The 16,673-nt window shown below is 69.4% G+C and carries 15 protein-coding genes and 1 tRNA gene; 10 read left to right on the top strand and 6 right to left on the bottom strand.

Translation table 11 applies throughout. From position 1 onward, the window contains the following. Positions 1–134 precede the first annotated feature (134 nt). The 7 genes from QIS99_RS10500 to QIS99_RS10470 all read left to right on the top strand — a co-directional run bounded on the left by QIS99_RS10500 (position 135) and on the right by QIS99_RS10470 (position 5,780). A complete protein-coding gene (locus tag QIS99_RS10500; protein WP_282512681.1) occupies positions 135–989 on the top strand; it encodes a hypothetical protein in 855 nt (284 codons plus the stop codon). A gap of 14 nt (positions 990–1,003) precedes the next feature. Further along, a tRNA-Gln gene (locus tag QIS99_RS10495) sits at positions 1,004–1,080 on the top strand. 127 nt (positions 1,081–1,207) lie between these two features. Further along, positions 1,208–2,659: a bifunctional UDP-N-acetylglucosamine diphosphorylase/glucosamine-1-phosphate N-acetyltransferase GlmU gene (glmU, locus tag QIS99_RS10490; RefSeq protein ID WP_282512680.1), complete on the top strand. Its 1,452-nt coding sequence runs from the start codon at positions 1,208–1,210 to the stop codon at positions 2,657–2,659. Between the two features lie 101 nt (positions 2,660–2,760). Then, entirely contained in the window at positions 2,761–3,735 is a 975-nt protein-coding gene (locus QIS99_RS10485) for a ribose-phosphate diphosphokinase (protein WP_282512679.1), read from the top strand. A gap of 214 nt (positions 3,736–3,949) precedes the next feature. After that, entirely contained in the window at positions 3,950–4,540 is a 591-nt protein-coding gene (locus tag QIS99_RS10480; protein WP_282512678.1) for a 50S ribosomal protein L25/general stress protein Ctc, read from the top strand. A 111-nt stretch (positions 4,541–4,651) separates the two neighbouring features. Then, positions 4,652–5,248 (top strand): aminoacyl-tRNA hydrolase, encoded by a 597-nt coding sequence (gene pth, locus QIS99_RS10475; RefSeq protein ID WP_282512677.1) that lies wholly within the window; start codon positions 4,652–4,654, stop codon positions 5,246–5,248. Positions 5,249–5,303: 55 nt separating this feature from the next. Continuing rightward, positions 5,304–5,780: a hypothetical protein gene (locus QIS99_RS10470; RefSeq protein WP_282512675.1), complete on the top strand. Its 477-nt coding sequence runs from the start codon at positions 5,304–5,306 to the stop codon at positions 5,778–5,780. Positions 5,781–5,923: 143 nt separating this feature from the next. Here QIS99_RS10470 and ppc read toward each other — a convergent pair whose 3' ends face one another. Further along, positions 5,924–8,677: a phosphoenolpyruvate carboxylase gene (ppc, locus tag QIS99_RS10465; protein WP_282512673.1), complete on the bottom strand. Its 2,754-nt coding sequence runs from the start codon at positions 8,675–8,677 to the stop codon at positions 5,924–5,926. A 329-nt stretch (positions 8,678–9,006) separates the two neighbouring features. Here ppc and QIS99_RS10460 point away from each other — a divergent pair, with 329 nt between their 5' ends. Both QIS99_RS10460 and QIS99_RS10455 read left to right on the top strand, forming a co-directional pair. Next, positions 9,007–10,008, top strand: coding sequence for an acyl-CoA desaturase (locus tag QIS99_RS10460; RefSeq protein ID WP_282512671.1), 1,002 nt, complete (start codon positions 9,007–9,009; stop codon positions 10,006–10,008). Between the two features lie 46 nt (positions 10,009–10,054). After that, positions 10,055–10,756, top strand: coding sequence for a TetR/AcrR family transcriptional regulator (locus QIS99_RS10455; RefSeq protein WP_282512669.1), 702 nt, complete (start codon positions 10,055–10,057; stop codon positions 10,754–10,756). A gap of 80 nt (positions 10,757–10,836) precedes the next feature. Here the strand turns inward: QIS99_RS10455 and QIS99_RS10450 are convergent, their stop codons facing one another. After that, positions 10,837–11,661: a trans-aconitate 2-methyltransferase gene (locus QIS99_RS10450; protein ID WP_282512668.1), complete on the bottom strand. Its 825-nt coding sequence runs from the start codon at positions 11,659–11,661 to the stop codon at positions 10,837–10,839. A gap of 131 nt (positions 11,662–11,792) precedes the next feature. On the opposite strand from QIS99_RS10450, the gene tamR reads away from it, so the two are divergent. After that, positions 11,793–12,290 carry a MarR family transcriptional regulator TamR gene (tamR, locus tag QIS99_RS10445; RefSeq protein ID WP_282512666.1) on the top strand — a complete coding sequence of 166 codons (498 nt, stop codon included), beginning with the start codon at positions 11,793–11,795 and terminating at the stop codon, positions 12,288–12,290. Here the strand turns inward: tamR and QIS99_RS10440 are convergent. The 4 genes from QIS99_RS10440 to galT all read right to left on the bottom strand — a co-directional run bounded on the left by QIS99_RS10440 (position 12,249) and on the right by galT (position 16,532). Then, complete coding sequence (locus QIS99_RS10440; RefSeq protein ID WP_282512665.1) at positions 12,249–13,025, bottom strand: response regulator transcription factor; 777 nt, start codon at positions 13,023–13,025, stop codon at positions 12,249–12,251. The genes tamR and QIS99_RS10440 overlap by 42 nt on opposite strands. A 329-nt stretch (positions 13,026–13,354) precedes the next feature. Further along, on the bottom strand, positions 13,355–14,527 hold the full coding sequence (galK, locus tag QIS99_RS10435; RefSeq protein WP_282512664.1) for a galactokinase: 1,173 nt from the start codon (positions 14,525–14,527) through the stop codon (positions 13,355–13,357). Continuing rightward, positions 14,488–15,468 (bottom strand): UDP-glucose 4-epimerase GalE, encoded by a 981-nt coding sequence (galE, locus tag QIS99_RS10430; protein ID WP_282512663.1) that lies wholly within the window; start codon positions 15,466–15,468, stop codon positions 14,488–14,490. The genes galK and galE overlap by 40 nt, the downstream gene beginning before the upstream one ends. Further along, positions 15,465–16,532, bottom strand: a complete 1,068-nt coding sequence (gene galT, locus QIS99_RS10425) for a galactose-1-phosphate uridylyltransferase (RefSeq protein WP_282512659.1) — start codon at positions 16,530–16,532, stop codon at positions 15,465–15,467. The genes galE and galT overlap by 4 nt, the downstream gene beginning before the upstream one ends. Between the last annotated feature and the right edge of the window lie 141 nt (positions 16,533–16,673).

Here is a 16,673-nt window from a genome sequence, read left to right as displayed (position 1 = left end):
TCAGGGGCCGGCCGAAAAACCGCAACTGGCAGATGCGACGCTCAAACGGAAGCGAAACGCGACGGTATTAACCGAACTGGTGAATCGCTCAAAGATTCGACCCGGACGTCCGCATTCCGGACGAGGCTTGCCGCATGAACGACAGCACGAGCCGCTACGGCGACTTCGAGACCCTCCGCGAACAAGCCATCGCCCTGCGCCGAGCCGGCCTCAGCCTCCGCCAGATCCGAGACGAACTGAAGATCTTCAACAACGACCTACTCAACCGCCTGGTCAAGGGCGAACCGGCCCCCGCCCGGCGCCACCGGGCAAAGGACGACCTCCGGGACCGCGCCCGAGAGCTCCGCCTCCAGGGCTGGACGTACGACCAGATCCAATTGGAGCTGGGCTGCTCGAAGAGCTCCATATCCCTGTGGGTACGGGATCTGCCGAAACCCGAGCCGCGCTACACACCGGAGGAACAGCAGGCACTCATGCACGCCGGGCTCGCCAGGCTGCGCAGTGCGCAGAACGAGGAACGTGAGCGCGTCAGGCTCGCGGCACACCAGGAGACCGCCGACCTCTCCGACCGCAAGCTGTTCCTGGTCGGAGTAGCTCTCTACTGGGCGGAGGGCAGCAAGAGCAAGCCGCACGCCCGTCGCGAGCGCGTGATCTTCGTCAACAGCGACACTGGCGTCATCGAGACCTTCGTGTCGTGGCTGGACTTACTGGGAGTCGAGCCGGAACACCGGCGCTACCGCATCCTGATCCACGAGTTCGCCGACATCCCCGGCGCTCACCAGCACTGGGCAGACGTGCTCGGCGTGGACGTCGACGCCTTCAGCCGCCCGACCCTGAAGCGGCACAACCCCAAGACCCTCCGCAAGAACACCGGCGACGACTACCACGGCTGCCTCGTCATCGGGGTCAACCAGAGCGCCCGGCTGTATCTGCGCATCGAGGGGTGGTGGAACGGAATCGCTGCCCACGCACAAGGCCGTCTCAGGTAAGGTCTCAAGGGCTGTCCCCCGTGGTGTAACCAGGCAGCACACGGTCTTTTGGTGGCCGCAGGTCAAGGTTCGAATCCTTGCGGGGGAGCCACAGTCCCCAAGGGCCAGGTTCGGGTCCTGACCACAAGGTCAGGACCCGTCCCCATTTCCGCCCCACAACGCCCCGGTATCCTGCGGATGTCCACCCCGCAACACCACCAGAGCCGAAGGGCATATCCGTGAGCGTCACACCCCCGGCCGCCGTTGTCGTCCTTGCAGCGGGTGAGGGCACCCGCATGAAGTCCAAGACCCCGAAGGTCCTCCACGAGATCTGCGGGCGTTCGCTCGTGGGTCATGTGGTGTCCGCCGCGCAGGAGTTGACGCCGGAGCGGCTCGTCGTGGTCGTCGGGCACGCGCGGGAGCAGGTCGTCGCGCACCTCACCGCCGCCGATGCGGCGATCCGTACCGCCGTGCAGGAGGAGCAGAACGGCACCGGGCACGCGGTGCGGATGGGGCTTGAGGAGCTGGCCGCGGAGCGGGCGGTGGACGGGACCGTGATCGTGGTGTGCGGGGACACTCCGCTGCTGACGGGTGAGACGTTGCAGGCGCTGGCCGCGACGCATGCCGCGGACGGGAATGCGGTGACGGTGCTGACGGCGGAGGTGCCGGATGCGGCCGGGTACGGGCGGATCGTGCGGGATGCCGCGGGTGCGGTGACGGCGATCGTGGAGCACAAGGACGCGGATGACGCGACGCGGGCGATCCGGGAGATCAACTCGGGTGTGTTCGCGTTCGACGGTGCGCTGCTTGCGGATGCGTTGGGCAAGGTGCGTACGGACAACAGTCAGGGTGAGGAGTACCTGACTGATGTGCTCGGGATTCTGCGGGCGGCGGGGCATCGGGTGGGGGCTTCGGTTGCGGGTGATCACCGGGAGATCGCGGGGATCAACAACCGGGTGCAGTTGGCCGAGGCGCGGCGGACGTTGAACGACCGGCTGCTTGAGCGGGCGATGCTCGGCGGCGTGACGGTGGTGGACCCCGCGTCGACGTTGGTGGACGTGACGGTGACGTTCGAGGCGGATGCGGTGGTGCATCCGGGTACGCAGCTGTTGGGGGCCACGCATGTGAGTGCGGATGCCGAGGTGGGTCCGAACACGCGGTTGCGGGACACGTCGGTGGGTGCGGGTGCGCGGGTGGACAACACGGTGGCGGAGGGTGCGGAGATCGGTGCCGAGGCGCTGGTGGGTCCGTTCGCTTATCTGCGGCCGGGGACGCGTCTGGGTGTGAAGGCGAAGGCCGGCACGTATGTGGAGATGAAGAACGCGTCGATCGGTGCGGGGACGAAGGTGCCGCATCTGTCGTATGTGGGGGACGCGACCATCGGTGAGCACTCGAACATCGGGGCCGCGAGTGTGTTTGTGAATTACGACGGTCGGGACAAGCACCACACGACGATCGGGTCGCACTGTCGTACCGGGTCGGACAACATGTTTGTGGCTCCTGTCACGGTCGGGGACGGTGCTTACACGGCCGCGGGGTCGGTGATCACGAAGGATGTGCCGCCTGGTTCGCTGGCTGTTGCGCGCGGTCAGCAGCGGAATATCGAGGGTTGGGTGGCTCGTAAGCGTCCGGGGAGCGCGGCTGCGAAGGCGGCTCAGGCGGCTGCTTCGGAGCCGGAAGGCGAAAGCTGACCGGAAACAGGTGCGTCTGAGGCGGCGTACCGTGATAGGTGCACGTTATTCGGCTGGCTCGTAATCAGGGCTGCGATGAACACGTCTGAGGAGACTGTGCTGTGAGCGGGATCAAGACGACCGGCGAGAAGAAGTTGATGCTCTTCTCCGGCCGCGCCCACCCCGAGCTGGCCGAGGAGGTCGCCCACCAGTTGGGCATCGGCGTCGTTCCGACGAAGGCGTTCGATTTCGCCAATGGCGAGATCTACGTCCGCTATCAGGAGTCGGCGCGTGGTGCGGACTGCTTTCTGATCCAGAGCCACACGGCTCCGATCAATAAGTGGATCATGGAACAGCTGATCATGATCGATGCGTTGAAGCGGGCGTCCGCTCGGAGCATCACGGTGATCGTGCCGTTCTACGGTTACGCGCGGCAGGACAAGAAGCACCGCGGACGTGAACCGATCTCGGCGAAGCTGGTCGCGGATCTGATGAAGACGGCGGGTGCGGACCGGATCGTGACGGTCGATCTGCACACGGACCAGATCGTGGGCTTCTTCGACGGTCCGGTGGACCACCTGTTCGCGCTGCCGATCCTGGCGGACTATGTGGGCGCGAAGGTGGACCGGGACAAGCTGACGGTGGTGTCTCCGGACGCCGGCCGTGTGCGCGTGGCGGACCGCTGGTGCGACCGCCTGGGCGCGCCGCTCGCGATCGTGCACAAGCGGCGTGACAAGGACGTGGCGAACCAGGTCACGGTCCACGAGGTCGTGGGTGACGTGAAGGGCCGGGTCTGTGTCCTGGTCGACGACATGATCGACACGGGTGGCACGATCTGTGCGGCTGCGGACGCGCTGTTCGCGCATGGTGCGGAGGACGTCATCGTGACGGCGACGCACGGTGTGCTGTCGGGTCCGGCGGCGGACCGGCTGAAGAACTCGAAGGTGAGTGAGTTCGTGTTCACGAACACGCTGCCGACGCCGAACGAGTTGGAGCTGGACAAGATCACGGTGCTGTCGATCGCGCCGACGATCGCGCGGGCGCTGCGTGAGGTGTTCGAGGACGGTTCGGTGACGAGCCTCTTCGAGGAGCAGTAAGCGGAGCAGTACGCGGAGCAGTAAGCGGCAAGCAGCGCAGCAGCTGCTGTAGATCGATTTCTGGTACGGCCTTCCCGCCGAGTAAGCTGTCGAAGTTGCTCGGCGAGGGAGGCCGTACCGCTGTGTGCGGCTCCGTTATCGACGCGCTCTTCGTAGCAGGCCGTTCGTGGCCGGGTGACCTGTCCGTTTCTCACCCGTACGAGGAGTGAAGAGCATGTCTGAGGTCAAGATTTCCGCTGAGGTCCGTAGCGAGTTCGGCAAGGGCGCTGCCCGCCGTCTGCGTCGTGCGGACAAGCTGCCGGCCGTGGTTTACGGTCACGGCGAGGCCCCGGTGCACGTGGCGCTGCCGCACCACGACACGCTGATGGCGCTGAAGACCTCGAACGTCCTGATCAACCTGGACATCGACGGCAAGTCGCAGCTGGTCATCCCGAAGGCCGTGCAGCGTGACGTGCTGCGTCAGGGCATTCTGGAGCACGTCGACCTGCTGCTTGTGAAGCGCGGCGAGAAGGTCCAGGTCGAGATTCCGGTGCACACCGAGGGCGAGCTGGCCCCGGGTGGCAACCTGCTTGAGCACGTGCTGAACTCCCTGCCGGTCGAGGCCGAGGCGACGCACATCCCCGAGTCCGTGACGGTGTCGGTCGCCGGTCTGGACGCGGGTGCTTCGGTGCTGGCGAAGGACATCGTGCTGCCGAAGGGCACGACGCTGGCCGTCGAGGAGGACGCTGTCGTCCTGCAGGTCCTGGCCGCGCAGGCCGAGGAGGCCCCGGCCGAGGGTGCCGAGGACGAGGCCGCGGAGGCCTGATCCGCTGTTGTTCCGGTGCCGGGTACCGTCGTGCTGCGACGGTGCCCGGCATCGGGCGTTTCTGTCCGCCGTACGACATGACGAGAGCTGCGAGATGACGAGAGCTGCGAGATGACGACCGATGCGAACGCGCCCTGGCTGATCGCCGGCCTGGGCAATCCGGGGCCGGGGTATGCGGCCAATCGCCACAATGTCGGGTTCATGGTGGTGGATCTCCTCGCGCAGCGGATGGGCGGCGGCTTCAAGCGGCACGGGAAGGCGCAGGCGCAGGTGGTGGAGGGCCGGGTGGGTCCGCCGGGTCCGGCGAGCCGGCGGGTGGTGTTGGCGAAGCCGATGTCGTACATGAATCTGTCGGGTGGGCCGGTGACGGCGCTGCGGGATTTCTACAAGGTGCCGACGGCGAACATCGTGGCAGTGCATGACGAGTTGGACATCGATTTCGGTGTGCTGCGACTGAAGCTGGGCGGCGGGGACAACGGGCACAACGGGCTGAAGTCGATGACGAAGGCGATGGGTGCGGATTATCACCGGGTGCGGTTCGGGATCGGGCGGCCGCCGGGGCGGATGCCGGTGGCGGACTTCGTGCTGAAGGATTTTTCGGGGGCGGAGCGCAAGGAGCTCGACTATTTCGTGGACCGGGCGGCGGATGCGGTGGAGGCGCTGGTCGCGGAGGGTCTTGAGCGGGCGCAGGGTACGTACAACTCGTAGGTCGGGGTGGGCCCGAGCTTGACCGAGGGCTCATTGTTGGCCAAGGATTTCGGCCATGTCTGCCGCTACTGCCCAGCCGGGTCTGCTGTTGTTCGGTCGGCGTGCCGGGTCTGTCCTGCTTGCGCTGTTGTTGCTGGTGGCGGGGGTGTGGACGTCCTGGGCGACGGCGCAGCACGTGGTGTTCTCCCAGGACCGTGAGCAGGGCACGTTGACGGTCGCGCGGTGTGAGGGTGAGGCGTGTACGGGGTCGTTCGCGCCGGCGGATCCGGAGGGGAAACCGCGGGGGTCGGTGGTGATCGACCGGTCGATCGGTGAGCACAAGGGTGCGCGGGTGCCGGTGGCGGTGAAGCCGGGCACGGATGAGGTCGTACGGACGGGGGGTCCGGGTTTTCTGCATGCGTGGGTGCCGTTGGGCGGTGCGCTGCTGTTGGCGGCGGTGGTGCTCGGGGGTGGTCTGCGGTCGGCGCGGTTGGCGTGGGGTGTGGGGTTGACGGGGGGCTTGTTGCTGGTGGCTTCGTTCGCGACGTTGTAGTTCTGGTCGTACGAAACGGTTCTGGTCGTTTACGAACGGTTCTGGTCGTAGGAACGGTTCTGCTCGTACGAACGCCCGTGCCGGGCAACGCGGTCAAGTGCGTTGCCCGGCACGGGCGTTTCCGGTGTGCGTACGGGTCGGTGTCAGCCGGTGTTGCGCAGTCCGGCGGCGACTCCGTTGACGGTGAGGAGCAGGGCGCGGCTCAGCGTCGGGTCGGGCTCGGCGTCGGTGGCTGCGGCGTCGCGCTGGCGCTTGAGGAGGGCGACCTGGAGGTAGGAGATGGGGTCGAGGTAGGCGTCGCGGATGGCGAAGGTCTGCTGGAGGACCGGGTTGGTGTCGAGGAGTTCCTTGCCGCCGGTGATGCGCAGGACTTCCTGCACGGTGAGCGCGTGCTCGGCCTCGATGGTGTCGAAGACGTGCTTGAGCTCGTCGGGGACGAGGGTGTCGACGTAGTGGCGGGCGATGCGCAGGTCGGTCTTGGCGAGGGTCATCTCGACGTTGGAGATGAAGTTCTGGAAGAAGTGCCAGTGCTCGTGCATCTCGTCGAGGACGGTGTCGAGTCCGGCTTCGCGCAGGGCCTTGAGGCCGGAGCCGACGCCGAACCAGCCGGGGACGATCTGCCGGGACTGGGTCCAGCCGAAGACCCACGGGATGGCGCGGAGTCCGTCGAGCGAGACGCCGGAGCCGGGGCGGCGGGAGGGCCGCGAGCCGAGGTGCAGGTCGGCGAGCTGGTCCACGGGCGTGGAGGCGAGGAAGTACGTCGGCAGGTCGGGGTCTTCGACGAAGCGCCGGTAGGCGGCGTGGGCGGCGTCGGAGACGGTGTCCATGGCGGCGTCCCAGCGGGCGAGGGCCTCGTCGGACTGGCGCGGGGCGGTGTGCAGGGCGGAGGCCTGCAGGGTCGCGGCGACGGTCAGTTCGAGGTTTTCGCGGGCGAGGGACGGGACGAGGTACTTGTCGGAGATGACCTCGCCCTGTTCGGTGACCTTGATCTCGCCTTCGAGGGTGCCCCAGGGCTGGGCGAGGATCGCGTCGTGCGAGGGGCCGCCGCCGCGGCCGACGGTGCCGCCGCGGCCGTGGAACAACCTCAGCCTGACTCCATACCGGTGGGCGACGTCGCGCAGGCGGCGCTGGGCGCGGTGGATCTCCCACTGGCTGGTGGTGATGCCGCCGAACTTGGAGGAGTCCGAGTACCCGAGCATGACCTCCTGGACGTCGCCGCGCAGCGAGACGAGGCGGCGGTACGAGGGGTCGGCGAGCATTTCGTCGAGGATGACGTCGGCTGCGCGGAGCTCTTCGGTGGTCTCCAGGAGCGGCACGATGCCGATCTTGGCCCAGCCGGCGTGCAGGTCGATGAGTCCGGCCTCGCGGGCGAGGACGGCGGCGGCGAAGACGTCGTCGGCGCCCTGGCACATCGAGATGATGTACGACTCGATGACTTCGGGGCCGAAGACCGCGAGGGCCTTCTTGACGGTCTCGAAGACGCCGAGGGTCTTCTGGCCTGCGGCGTCGAGCGGGGCCGGGCGCGGGCCGAGGGGGCGGCGGGAGCGGAGTTCCTTGGCGAGGAGCTTCTGCCGGTAGTCGCGGGGCATGTCGGCGTAGCGCCAGGTCTCCTCGCCGAGCCGGTCGAAGAGCTGGCCGAGGGCGTGGTGGTGGGCCTCGGCGTGCTCGCGTACGTCCATGGTGGCGAGCTGGAGGCCGAACGCGGCGAGGGTGCGGATGACCCGGTCCATGCGACCGTCGGCGAAGAGGGCGCCGCGGTGTTCGCGCAGGGAGGTCTGGACGAGGGTGAGGTCGCTGATGAGCTCGGCGGTGCCGAGGTAGTCGCGGCCGGGCTCGTGCGGGGTGCCCTTGGCGAGGCGTTCGCGGGTGTTGACGAGCTTCTGCCGGATGCAGGTGGCCTTGAGGCGGTACGGCTCTTCGGCGTTGAGGCGCTTGTAGCGGGGGCTGATCTCCGGCAGGCGCTCCAGGTCGGCCTGGAGGGAGCTGCGGAGCTCTTCGGTGGCGCCCGCGTAGCGGATGGAGTTGGAGAGCAGTCCGCGCAGGTGGTCGACGAGTTCCAGGGCGTCGGTGATGCCGTGCTCGTGCTGCAGGATCAGGACGTCCCAGGTGACCTGGGGGGTGACGTTGGGGTTGCCGTCGCGGTCGCCGCCGATCCAGGTGCCGAAGGTGAGGGGGCGGGTGCCGGCGGGCAGCTCGACGCCGACGCGGTCCAGTTCGGCGGTGAGGTCCTCCAGGACGTCGCCGACGGCGCCGGTGTGCAGCTCGTCGAGGTAGTAGATGGCGTTGCGGGCCTCGTCGGCGGGCTCGGGGCGGACCACGCGGAGCTCGTCGGTCTGCCAGACGAGGTCGATGTTCTCGGCCAGGCGCAGGTCGAGGCGGCGGCGGTCGGCGGCGGAGCCGGGGGATTCGAGGAGCTCGGCGATGCGGCGGAGCTTGTTGAGGACGGAGCGGCGGGCGGCCTCGGTGGGGTGGGCCGTGAAGACGGGCCGCACGTTGAGGTGCGCGACGGTTTCCCGCAGGTGCGCGGGGTCGGCGTCCTTGAGGAGGTCGGCGGTGCGGGCGAGGGTGCCGCCCTCGGCGTCGCGGCGGACGGCGAGCTCGCGGCCTCGGTGCACCTGCTCGGTGACGTTGGCGAGGTGGAAGTAGGTGGAGAAGGCGCGCACGAGCTTGGCGGCGGTCTCCAGCTCGGTCTCGCCGAGGAGGCGGGCGGCGGCCTCGCCGTCCTCGCGGGTGAGGGCGCGGACCTGCTCGACGAGGTCGAGGAGTTCGTGGCCCTCCTGGCGTACGAGGGTTTCGCCGAGGAGGTCGCCGAGGCGCCGGATGTCGGCGCGGAGGGCGGCGTTGGCGTTCGTACCGCTGGTGCTGGTGCTGGTGTTCTGGTGGTCGGCACTGCTCACAGGTGCGGCTCCTTGCAGTGTTGAGCTCGTATCTGGAGGAAAACTGAGGGAACTCCGTAATCCGCAGAAGACCCGAGCTGGATCTCCGGATCACGGGGAAGACTCAGAGCGGACCACGCTGTCCGACGTCACCAGGATAGGTCGCGGTCCGGCGGGGCCCGTCCGTGGCCACTTGTGGCCGGGGCGAGCGCTGCCATACTTACGATGCCGTAGGTTACGCAGCCGTAGGAACTGCGCGGGAAGACCGCGCGAGGCCGGCGGCAGGACCGCAGGAATTCCCGTGACCCGGCGCACCTGCCGAAAACCCTCGACCCCCCAGGGGACTCCCCATGACCACGAGGTCCGAAGTGATCGACGATGCCCGGAAGGATTCCGCTCAGCGGAAACAGGGCGGCGCGGCGGAGCTGCCGTCCGCCACGCTCGGCGGTGAGCAGAAGCGTTCACTCGAACAGATCACTCTGCTGCTCTTCATCACGGTTCCGTTCCTCGCACTGCTCGCGGCGGTGCCGCTGGCCTGGGGGTGGGGGGTGAGCTGGCTGGATCTGGGTCTGCTCGTCTTCATGTACTACCTGGGCTGCCACGGCATCACGATCGGCTTCCACCGCTACTTCACGCACGGTTCGTTCAAGGCGAAGCGGCCGCTCAGGATCGCGCTCGCGGTGGCGGGTTCGCTGGCGGTGGAGGGGCCGCTGGTGCGGTGGGTGGCGGATCACCGCAAGCACCACAAGTTCTCCGACGCGGAGGGTGATCCGCACTCGCCGTGGCGGTTCGGGGAGACGATTCCGGCGCTGATGAAGGGCCTGTGGTGGGCGCACATCGGCTGGATGTTCGACGAGGAGCAGACGCCGCAGGAGAAGTACGCCCCGGATCTGGTCAAGGACCCGGCGCTCCGTCTGATCTCGCGGCAGTTTGTCCTCTGGACGGTGGTGTCGCTGGCGATCCCGCCGCTGGTGGGCGGCCTGGTGACGATGTCGTGGTGGGGCGCGTTCACGGCGTTCTTCTGGGGTTCTCTCGTACGGGTGGCGCTGCTGCATCACGTGACGTGGTCGATCAACTCGATCTGTCACGCGGTCGGCAAGCGGCCGTTCAAGTCGCGTGACCGTTCCGGGAACGTGTGGTGGCTGGCGGTCCTGTCCTGCGGTGAGTCCTGGCACAACCTGCACCACGCGGACCCGACGTCGGCGCGGCACGGGGTGATGCGCGGGCAGCTGGACTCGTCGGCGCGGCTGATCCGCTGGTTCGAGCTGCTCGGCTGGGCGCGGGACGTGCGCTGGCCGTCGCAGTCGCGGATCGACTCCCGGCGCAAGCCGCAGGTGGCGGACGCTGCCTAGGCAGGGCCCAGCCAGGCCGTTTCCTTCGGGCCGGGCCGGACACGGCATGATGGAGGGCGTGGCCACCGACTCAAGCACCCCGCGCACCCCGAACAGCACGAACAGTGACCGGCCCGAGAAGGCCCGGCGCGGGCGGCGTACGCGGATGACGGGGGCCGAGCGGCGCCAGCAGCTTCTGGAGATCGGCCGCACGCTGTTCGCCGCGAAGGGTTTCGAGGGCACGTCGGTGGAGGAGATCGCCGCGAAGGCGGGGGTGTCCAAGCCGGTGGTGTACGAGCACTTCGGCGGCAAGGAGGGCCTGTACGCGGTCGTCGTGGACCGGGAGATGCGGCAGCTCCTCGACATGGTGACGGGGTCGCTGACGGCGGGGCATCCGCGGGAGCTGTGCGAGCAGGCCGCGTTCGCGCTCCTCGACTACATCGAGGAGTACACGGACGGTTTCCGGATCCTGGTCCGCGACTCCCCCATTCCGCAGTCGACGGGTTCCTTCGCGTCGCTGATCTCGGATATCGCGACGCAGGTGGAGGACATCCTGGGCCGGGAGTTCAAGGCCCGCGGCTTTGACCCGAAGCTGGCGCCGCTGTACGCGCAGGCGCTGGTGGGGATGGTCGCGCTGACGGGTCAGTGGTGGCTGGACGCCCGTAAGCCGAAGAAGGCCGAGGTGGCGGCGCATCTGGTGAATCTGGCGTGGCACGGCCTGGACGGGCTTGAGGCCAAGCCGCGGCTGATAGGGCATCGCAAGAACTGACGTGTGCACGAGGACGGGCCCGGCGGCGGTTGCTGCCGGGCCCGTCGTCGTACGGGTGCCGATGACCGCTTACGGCTGCCTCAGCCCGTCTTGACGGCGAGCGCGAAGATGCGGCGGAACGGGAAGACGGTGCCGTGCGGGCCCGGCGGGTAGGCCTTGCGGAGCAGGTCGCGGTATTCGGCGAGGAAGTCCGCGGCGGCGGCCGGGTCGTCGGCGAGTTCGGTGAGGACGGGGCGCAGGGCGGTGCCCTTGACCCAGTCGAGCACGGGGTCCTCGCCCTGCAGGAGCTGGGAGTACGTGGTCTCCCAGGCGTCGGCCTCGCAGCCGAGGTCGGTGAGGCGGATCAGGTAGTCGGCGGGGTCGAGTATGTGGACGAAGCGGCGGCCGTGGTCGCCGAGCCGGTCGCGCCACTGCGGGGTGTCGCAGAGTTCGCCGAGCAGGGCGTGGCTGGGCGAGGTGAAGTTGCCGGGGACCTGGAAGGCGAGGGTGCCGCCGGGGCGGAGCGCGTCGATCCAGGCAGGGAAGGACTCGGGGTGGTTGGGCACCCACTGGAGCGCGGCGTTGGAGACGATCAGGTCGAAGGTTTCGTCGGGGGTCCAGTGGGTGGCGTCGGCCGGTTTGAAGTCGAGGCGGCCGCCGCCCGGGGTGGGGCCGGCGTGGTCGGCCGCCTTGGCCAGCATCTCCGGGGAGCTGTCGAAGCCGGTGATGTGGGCGGTGGGCCAGCGGTCGGCGAGCAGGGCGGTGACGTTGCCGGGGCCGCAGCCCAGGTCGGCGATGCGCGGCGGCTCGTCGGGCCCGGCGGTGGGCAACTCCGGTAGGCGCGCGAGCAGATCAAGGAAGGGGCGGGTCCGGTGGCTGGTGTGGCGGAGGTACTGTTGCGGGTCCCAGGTTGGTGCGGAATGCATGTTCGAGCTCCCTGCCAGGTACGCGGTGCAGATCCGGAAGGCACTTGCTTCGCGACGATGCCCACAGCGAAGCCGGAATATCTCTCGACGTCAAGAGACTTCACGTCGAGGGACCCCTTACACTGATCGCCATGGAGGACGAGGTCGACCGGCTGGTCGCGGCGTGGCGCAGAGAACGCCCCGACCTGGACGTGGAACCGCTTGAGGTGCTGAGCCGGGTGAGCAGACTCGCCCGCCATCTCGACCGGGCCCGTCGGCTTGCCTTCTCCGAGCACAACCTGGAGCCCTGGGAGTTCGACGTTCTCACGTCGCTGCGCCGCGCGGGCGCCCCGTACCAGCTCTCGCCCGGGCAGCTGCTCACGCAGACCCTCGTCACCTCCGGCACGATGACCAACCGCATCGACAGGCTCGCCAAGAAGGGCCTGGTGGAACGGCTTCCGGACCCCAGCGACCGGCGCGGCGTGCTCGTCCGGCTCACGCCCGAGGGCCGGGACCGGGCCGACCAGGCGCTGGCCGGACTGCTCGACCAGGAGCGGGCGATCCTCGCGGAGCTGTCGCGTACGCAGCGGGGTGAACTGGCCGGACTGCTACGCCAGTTGACCGCCCCGTTCGACAACATCCCCGGCTAGGGCCTGTCCTGGGTCGAGTTCGGCCGGGCCCACCCCCGCGCGCCGGGCGAGCGCGACGGCGGCGAGGGTGGAGTGGACGCCGAGCTTCCCCAGGACGTTCTGCATGTGCGTCCGGACGGTGTGCGGGGACAGGAAGAGGCGCTCGGCCACCGCTTTGCGCCCCAGGCCCGCCACCATGCAGCGCAGCACTTCCCGCTCACGCGGTGTCAGGGACTCCACGAGCTGCTCGCTCTCGGTGCGGTGCTTGCGGGCCGCGGTGAGTTCGCGCAGTACGCCGGTCAGCAGCGCGGGCGGCAGATGCGTCTCGTCGCGCAGCACGCCGCGGACGACGGTGAGCAGCCGGGACAGCGAGCACTCCTTGGCGACCCAGCCGGAGGCCCCGGCCTGCAGCGCGTGCGCCGCGCGGCGCGGGTCGTCCTTCTCGGCGAGTGCGACGGTACGGACCGTGGGGTGTGCCGAACGCACGGCCGCGACCAGGGAGATGCCGTCGGCGGGGCTCTCGTTCTCGGGCGGGGGCGCGGCCCGCACGGCTCGTACGCCGTCGCCCAGGTCCGCGTCGACGAGCAGGACGTCGAAGCCGCGGCCTTCGGCGAGGCCGCGCTCCAGGCAGCGCAGGGCGGCGGGGCCGCTGCCCGCGGCCGCCACCTCGACGTCGGGCTCGGCCGCGAGCGCTGCCGCCAGCGACTCGGCGAAGATGCGGTGGTCGTCGACGACCAGGACCCGGATGCGGACCACGTGATACCCCCAGGCTCGTGTTCCGGGGAGCGCGTCGGCTCCCCGCCCCCCGGCGGGAGACGGACAGCGGGAGACGGACATCGGTGCCATCGGCACGGGTACGGCGCCCGGGTGCGGGTCGGCACGGCCGCCGCCGTGCTCTGACTGCTACCCCCACTCCGGGTGCCGCACCCGGCTGTCTCGCCCCCTGATCGGCACCGGCCCCCACCGGTGCTGTGCATCAGAGTACGGCGGGGAGCGGGGGGTGGAAGGGCAGTTGCGGTTTTTTCCCCTCCCCGCCCCTTCCCGAAAGCCTGCGGCGCTTCGGGAAGGGGCGGAGTGGGGAAGAATCACGCCAGTCGGCGTGCGCCCGGCGACGAGATCGCTGTGAAGACGCGGGGAGCCGCGAGGCCCGCCCCTTCGAACGCCGCCTCGACCGCCTTCGTCACCGTGTCCACCGAGGCCGCCTCCACCAGCGCGATCGCCGAACCCCCGAAGCCACCCCCCGTCATCCGAGCCCCCAGCGCCCCCGCGCCGAGCGCCGTGTCGACCACCAGGTCCAGCTCCGCGCAGGAGATGCGGAAGTCGTCCCGCAGCGAGGCGTGGCCCTCGGTCAGGACCGGGCCGATCGCCCGCACCTCGCCCGCCGACAGATGCTCGATGACCCGCTCCACGCGCCGGTTCTCCGTGACGATGTGCCGGACCAGGCGCCGCACCTGAGCGTCGTCGAGCCGGGCGAGGGCCGCGTCCAGGTCCTCGTACGCGATGTCCCGCAGTGCCGTCACTCCCAGCGAGGCCGCCCCCGCCTCGCAGCCCGCGCGGCGCTTTCCGTACTCGCCGTCGCTGTGGGCGTGCTTGACCCGGGTGTCGACGACGAGGAGGCACAGGCCGTGCGCCGCCAGGTCGAGGGCCACCTGTTCCTGCGCGAGGTCGCGGGTGTCGAGGAACAGGGCGTGGCCTTCCGTGCAGCAGGCCGAGGCGGTCTGGTCCATGATGCCGGTCGGCGCGCCCACGAAGACGTTCTCGGCGCGCTGGCAGAGGCGGGCCAACTGCCAGCGCTTCAGGCCGAGTTCGTACACGTCGTTCAGGGCGAGTGCCGTGACGATCTCCAGGGCCGCCGAGGAGGACAGACCCGCCCCCGTCGGCACCGTCGACTCGATGTGCACGTCCGCACCGCCCACCGCGTGCCCGGCGTCGCGCAGCGCCCAGGCGACGCCCGCGACGTAGTCCGTCCATCCGGACGCGGGGGTGAGCGTGTCGAGGTGCAGCTCGACCGGGGCGCCGTCGGCGTCCGCCGAGTGCAGTCGCAGTACGCCGTCGTCGCGGCGGCGGACCGCGGCGGTCGCGGTGTGCGGCAGCGCGAAGGGCATCACGAAGCCGTCGTTGTAGTCGGTGTGTTCACCGATCAGGTTGACGCGGCCGGGGGCGGCCCAGACCCCCTCGGGGGCCCGGCCGTACAGCTCCGCGAAGGTCTCGGCGGCGGTCACTCGCCCGCCCCCGAAGAACGCTGTGCGAACGCCCACGCGTCGGCGACGATGCCCGCGAGGTCCGCGCGGGACGGGTTCCAGCCGAGCTGCTCGCGGGCGTTGTCCGCGGAGGCGACGAGGACGGCCGGGTCGCCGCCCCGGCGCGGGGCCATGACCTCGGGGACCGGGTGTCCGGTGACCTGCCGGACGGTCTCGATGACCTCGCGCACGGAGAAGCCGTTGCCGTTGCCCAGGTTGCAGATCAGGTGCTCGCCGGTCTTCGCGGCCGTGACGGCGAGCAGGTGGGCCTCGGCGAGGTCGGCGACGTGGATGTAGTCGCGTACGCAGGTGCCGTCCGGGGTCGGGTAGTCGTCGCCGAAGACGGAGATGGCCTCGCGGCGGCCCTGGGCGACCTGGAGGACGAGCGGGATGAGGTGCGACTCGGGGTCGTGCCGCTCACCGAACTGACCGTACGCACCGGCCACGTTGAAGTAGCGCAGCGAGACGGCCGCGAGCCCGTGGGCCGCGCACTCGCCGGTGATCATGTGGTCGACGGCGAGCTTGGAGGCGCCGTACGGGTTGGTCGGCGCGGTCGGCGCGGACTCGCGGATCGGGACCTCCTCGGGCTCACCGTACGTGGCGGCCGTGGAGGAGAACACCAGCTTGCGCACACCCGCCGAGCGCATCGCGGCGATCAGCGCCATGGTGCCGCCGACGTTGTTCTCCCAGTACTTCTCGGGCTGCACGACGGACTCGCCGACCTGCGAGAACGCGGCGAAGTGCAGCACCGCGTCGTAGGACGGGTCCAGCCACTTGGCGGCGTCGCGGATGTCGCCCTCGATGAACTCGGCGCCCGCGGGCACGCCCTCGCGGAAACCGGTGGAGAGGTTGTCGAGGACCGTCACCTCGTGGCCCGCCTCCAGGAGATGGGCGGCCACCACACTGCCGACATAGCCCGCGCCACCGGTGACCAGATACTTGCCGTACCTACCGCTCATTTGCTCGCTACCTCTCGCAGTCGCTCGGCCGCGGTCTCCGGCGGCACGTCATTGATGAACACGTTCATGCCGGATTCGGAACCCGCGAGGAACTTCAGCTTGCCGGAAGTGCGGCGAATGGTGAAAAGCTCAAGGTGAAGCGCGAACGCGTCGCGGTTCACCCCGAACTCGCCGAGGTCCGTGAACGGCGCCTGGTGCCAGGCGGCGATGTACGGCGTGGGCGGTTCACCGGGGCCGAAGATCCGGTCGAAGCGCCGCAAGAGTTCCAGATAGAGCTGTGGGAACTCGGTGCGCGCCCCCTCGTCCAGGGCGAGCAGATCGGGCACGCGACGCTTGGGGTGCAGATGCACCTCGTACGGCCAGTGCGCCGCGTAGGGGACGTACGCGATCCAGTGCTCGCCCTCCAGGACGACCCGGTCGGAGGCGGATTCGCGGGCGAGGACGTCGTCGAACAGGTTGCGGCCGGTGGCGGCGCGGTGCGCGGCGAGGTTGCGGAGCATCAGGGCCGTGCGGGGGGTGACGTGCGGGTAGCCGTAGATCTGGCCGTGCGGGTGGCCGAGGGTCACGCCGATCTCGGCGCCGCGGTTCTCGAAGCAGAAGACCTGGGCGACGGACGGCAGATGGGACAGCTCGGCGGTCCGGTCGGTCCAGGCGTCCAGGACGAGCCGGGCCTGTGCGTCGGTCAGGTCGGCGAAGGACGCGTCGTGGTCGGCGGTGAAGCAGACCACCTCGCAGCGCCCAGAGTCGCCGGCGAGGGACGGGAAGCGGTTCTCGAAGACGACGACGTCGTACGAGGAGTCCGGGATCTCGGTGAGCCGGTCACCCTCGGAGGGGCCCTCGGAGGGGCACAGGGGGCATTCGTCGGCCGGCGGGTGGTAGGTGCGGCCCTGGCGGTGCGAGGCGATGGCGACGAAGTCGCCGAGCAGGGGGTCCTCGCGGATCTCGGAGCCGGTTCCGACGGGGTCGAGGGGGCGGCGGTCGACGGCCGTGCGGACGGTGTCGTCGCGCAGGTCGTAGTGGATGAGCTCACGACCGTCGGCGAGCCGGGTCGAGGTCTTCTTCACGCAGGGACTCCCCAACACATCTACGCAGGCATCAAACAGAACCGAACACAACAAACCACAAGTCAACATGCGCGTCAACGATCACAATCAAACAAAGAACACCAACACAAGTGTTCAGTTTCTGAAGCTGGGGGCGTAGGT

Source organism: Streptomyces solicavernae, assembly GCF_029968095.1.
GTDB classification, from domain to species: domain Bacteria; phylum Actinomycetota; class Actinomycetes; order Streptomycetales; family Streptomycetaceae; genus Streptomyces; species Streptomyces solicavernae.
This window is presented reverse-complemented; position numbering and strand designations above follow the sequence as displayed.

Coding starts and splice junctions, on each gene's coding strand:
- QIS99_RS10455 (WP_282512669.1), top strand. CDS start 10,055: ATGATGGAGGGCGTGGCCACCGACTCAAGCACCCCGCGCACCCCGAAC.
- galE (WP_282512663.1), bottom strand. CDS start 15,468: ATGAGCGGTAGGTACGGCAAGTATCTGGTCACCGGTGGCGCGGGCTAT.
- QIS99_RS10500 (WP_282512681.1), top strand. CDS start 135: ATGAACGACAGCACGAGCCGCTACGGCGACTTCGAGACCCTCCGCGAA.
- pth (WP_282512677.1), top strand. CDS start 4,652: ATGACGACCGATGCGAACGCGCCCTGGCTGATCGCCGGCCTGGGCAAT.
- QIS99_RS10480 (WP_282512678.1), top strand. CDS start 3,950: ATGTCTGAGGTCAAGATTTCCGCTGAGGTCCGTAGCGAGTTCGGCAAG.
- QIS99_RS10470 (WP_282512675.1), top strand. CDS start 5,304: ATGTCTGCCGCTACTGCCCAGCCGGGTCTGCTGTTGTTCGGTCGGCGT.
- QIS99_RS10460 (WP_282512671.1), top strand. CDS start 9,007: ATGACCACGAGGTCCGAAGTGATCGACGATGCCCGGAAGGATTCCGCT.
- QIS99_RS10450 (WP_282512668.1), bottom strand. CDS start 11,661: ATGCATTCCGCACCAACCTGGGACCCGCAACAGTACCTCCGCCACACC.
- tamR (WP_282512666.1), top strand. CDS start 11,793: ATGGAGGACGAGGTCGACCGGCTGGTCGCGGCGTGGCGCAGAGAACGC.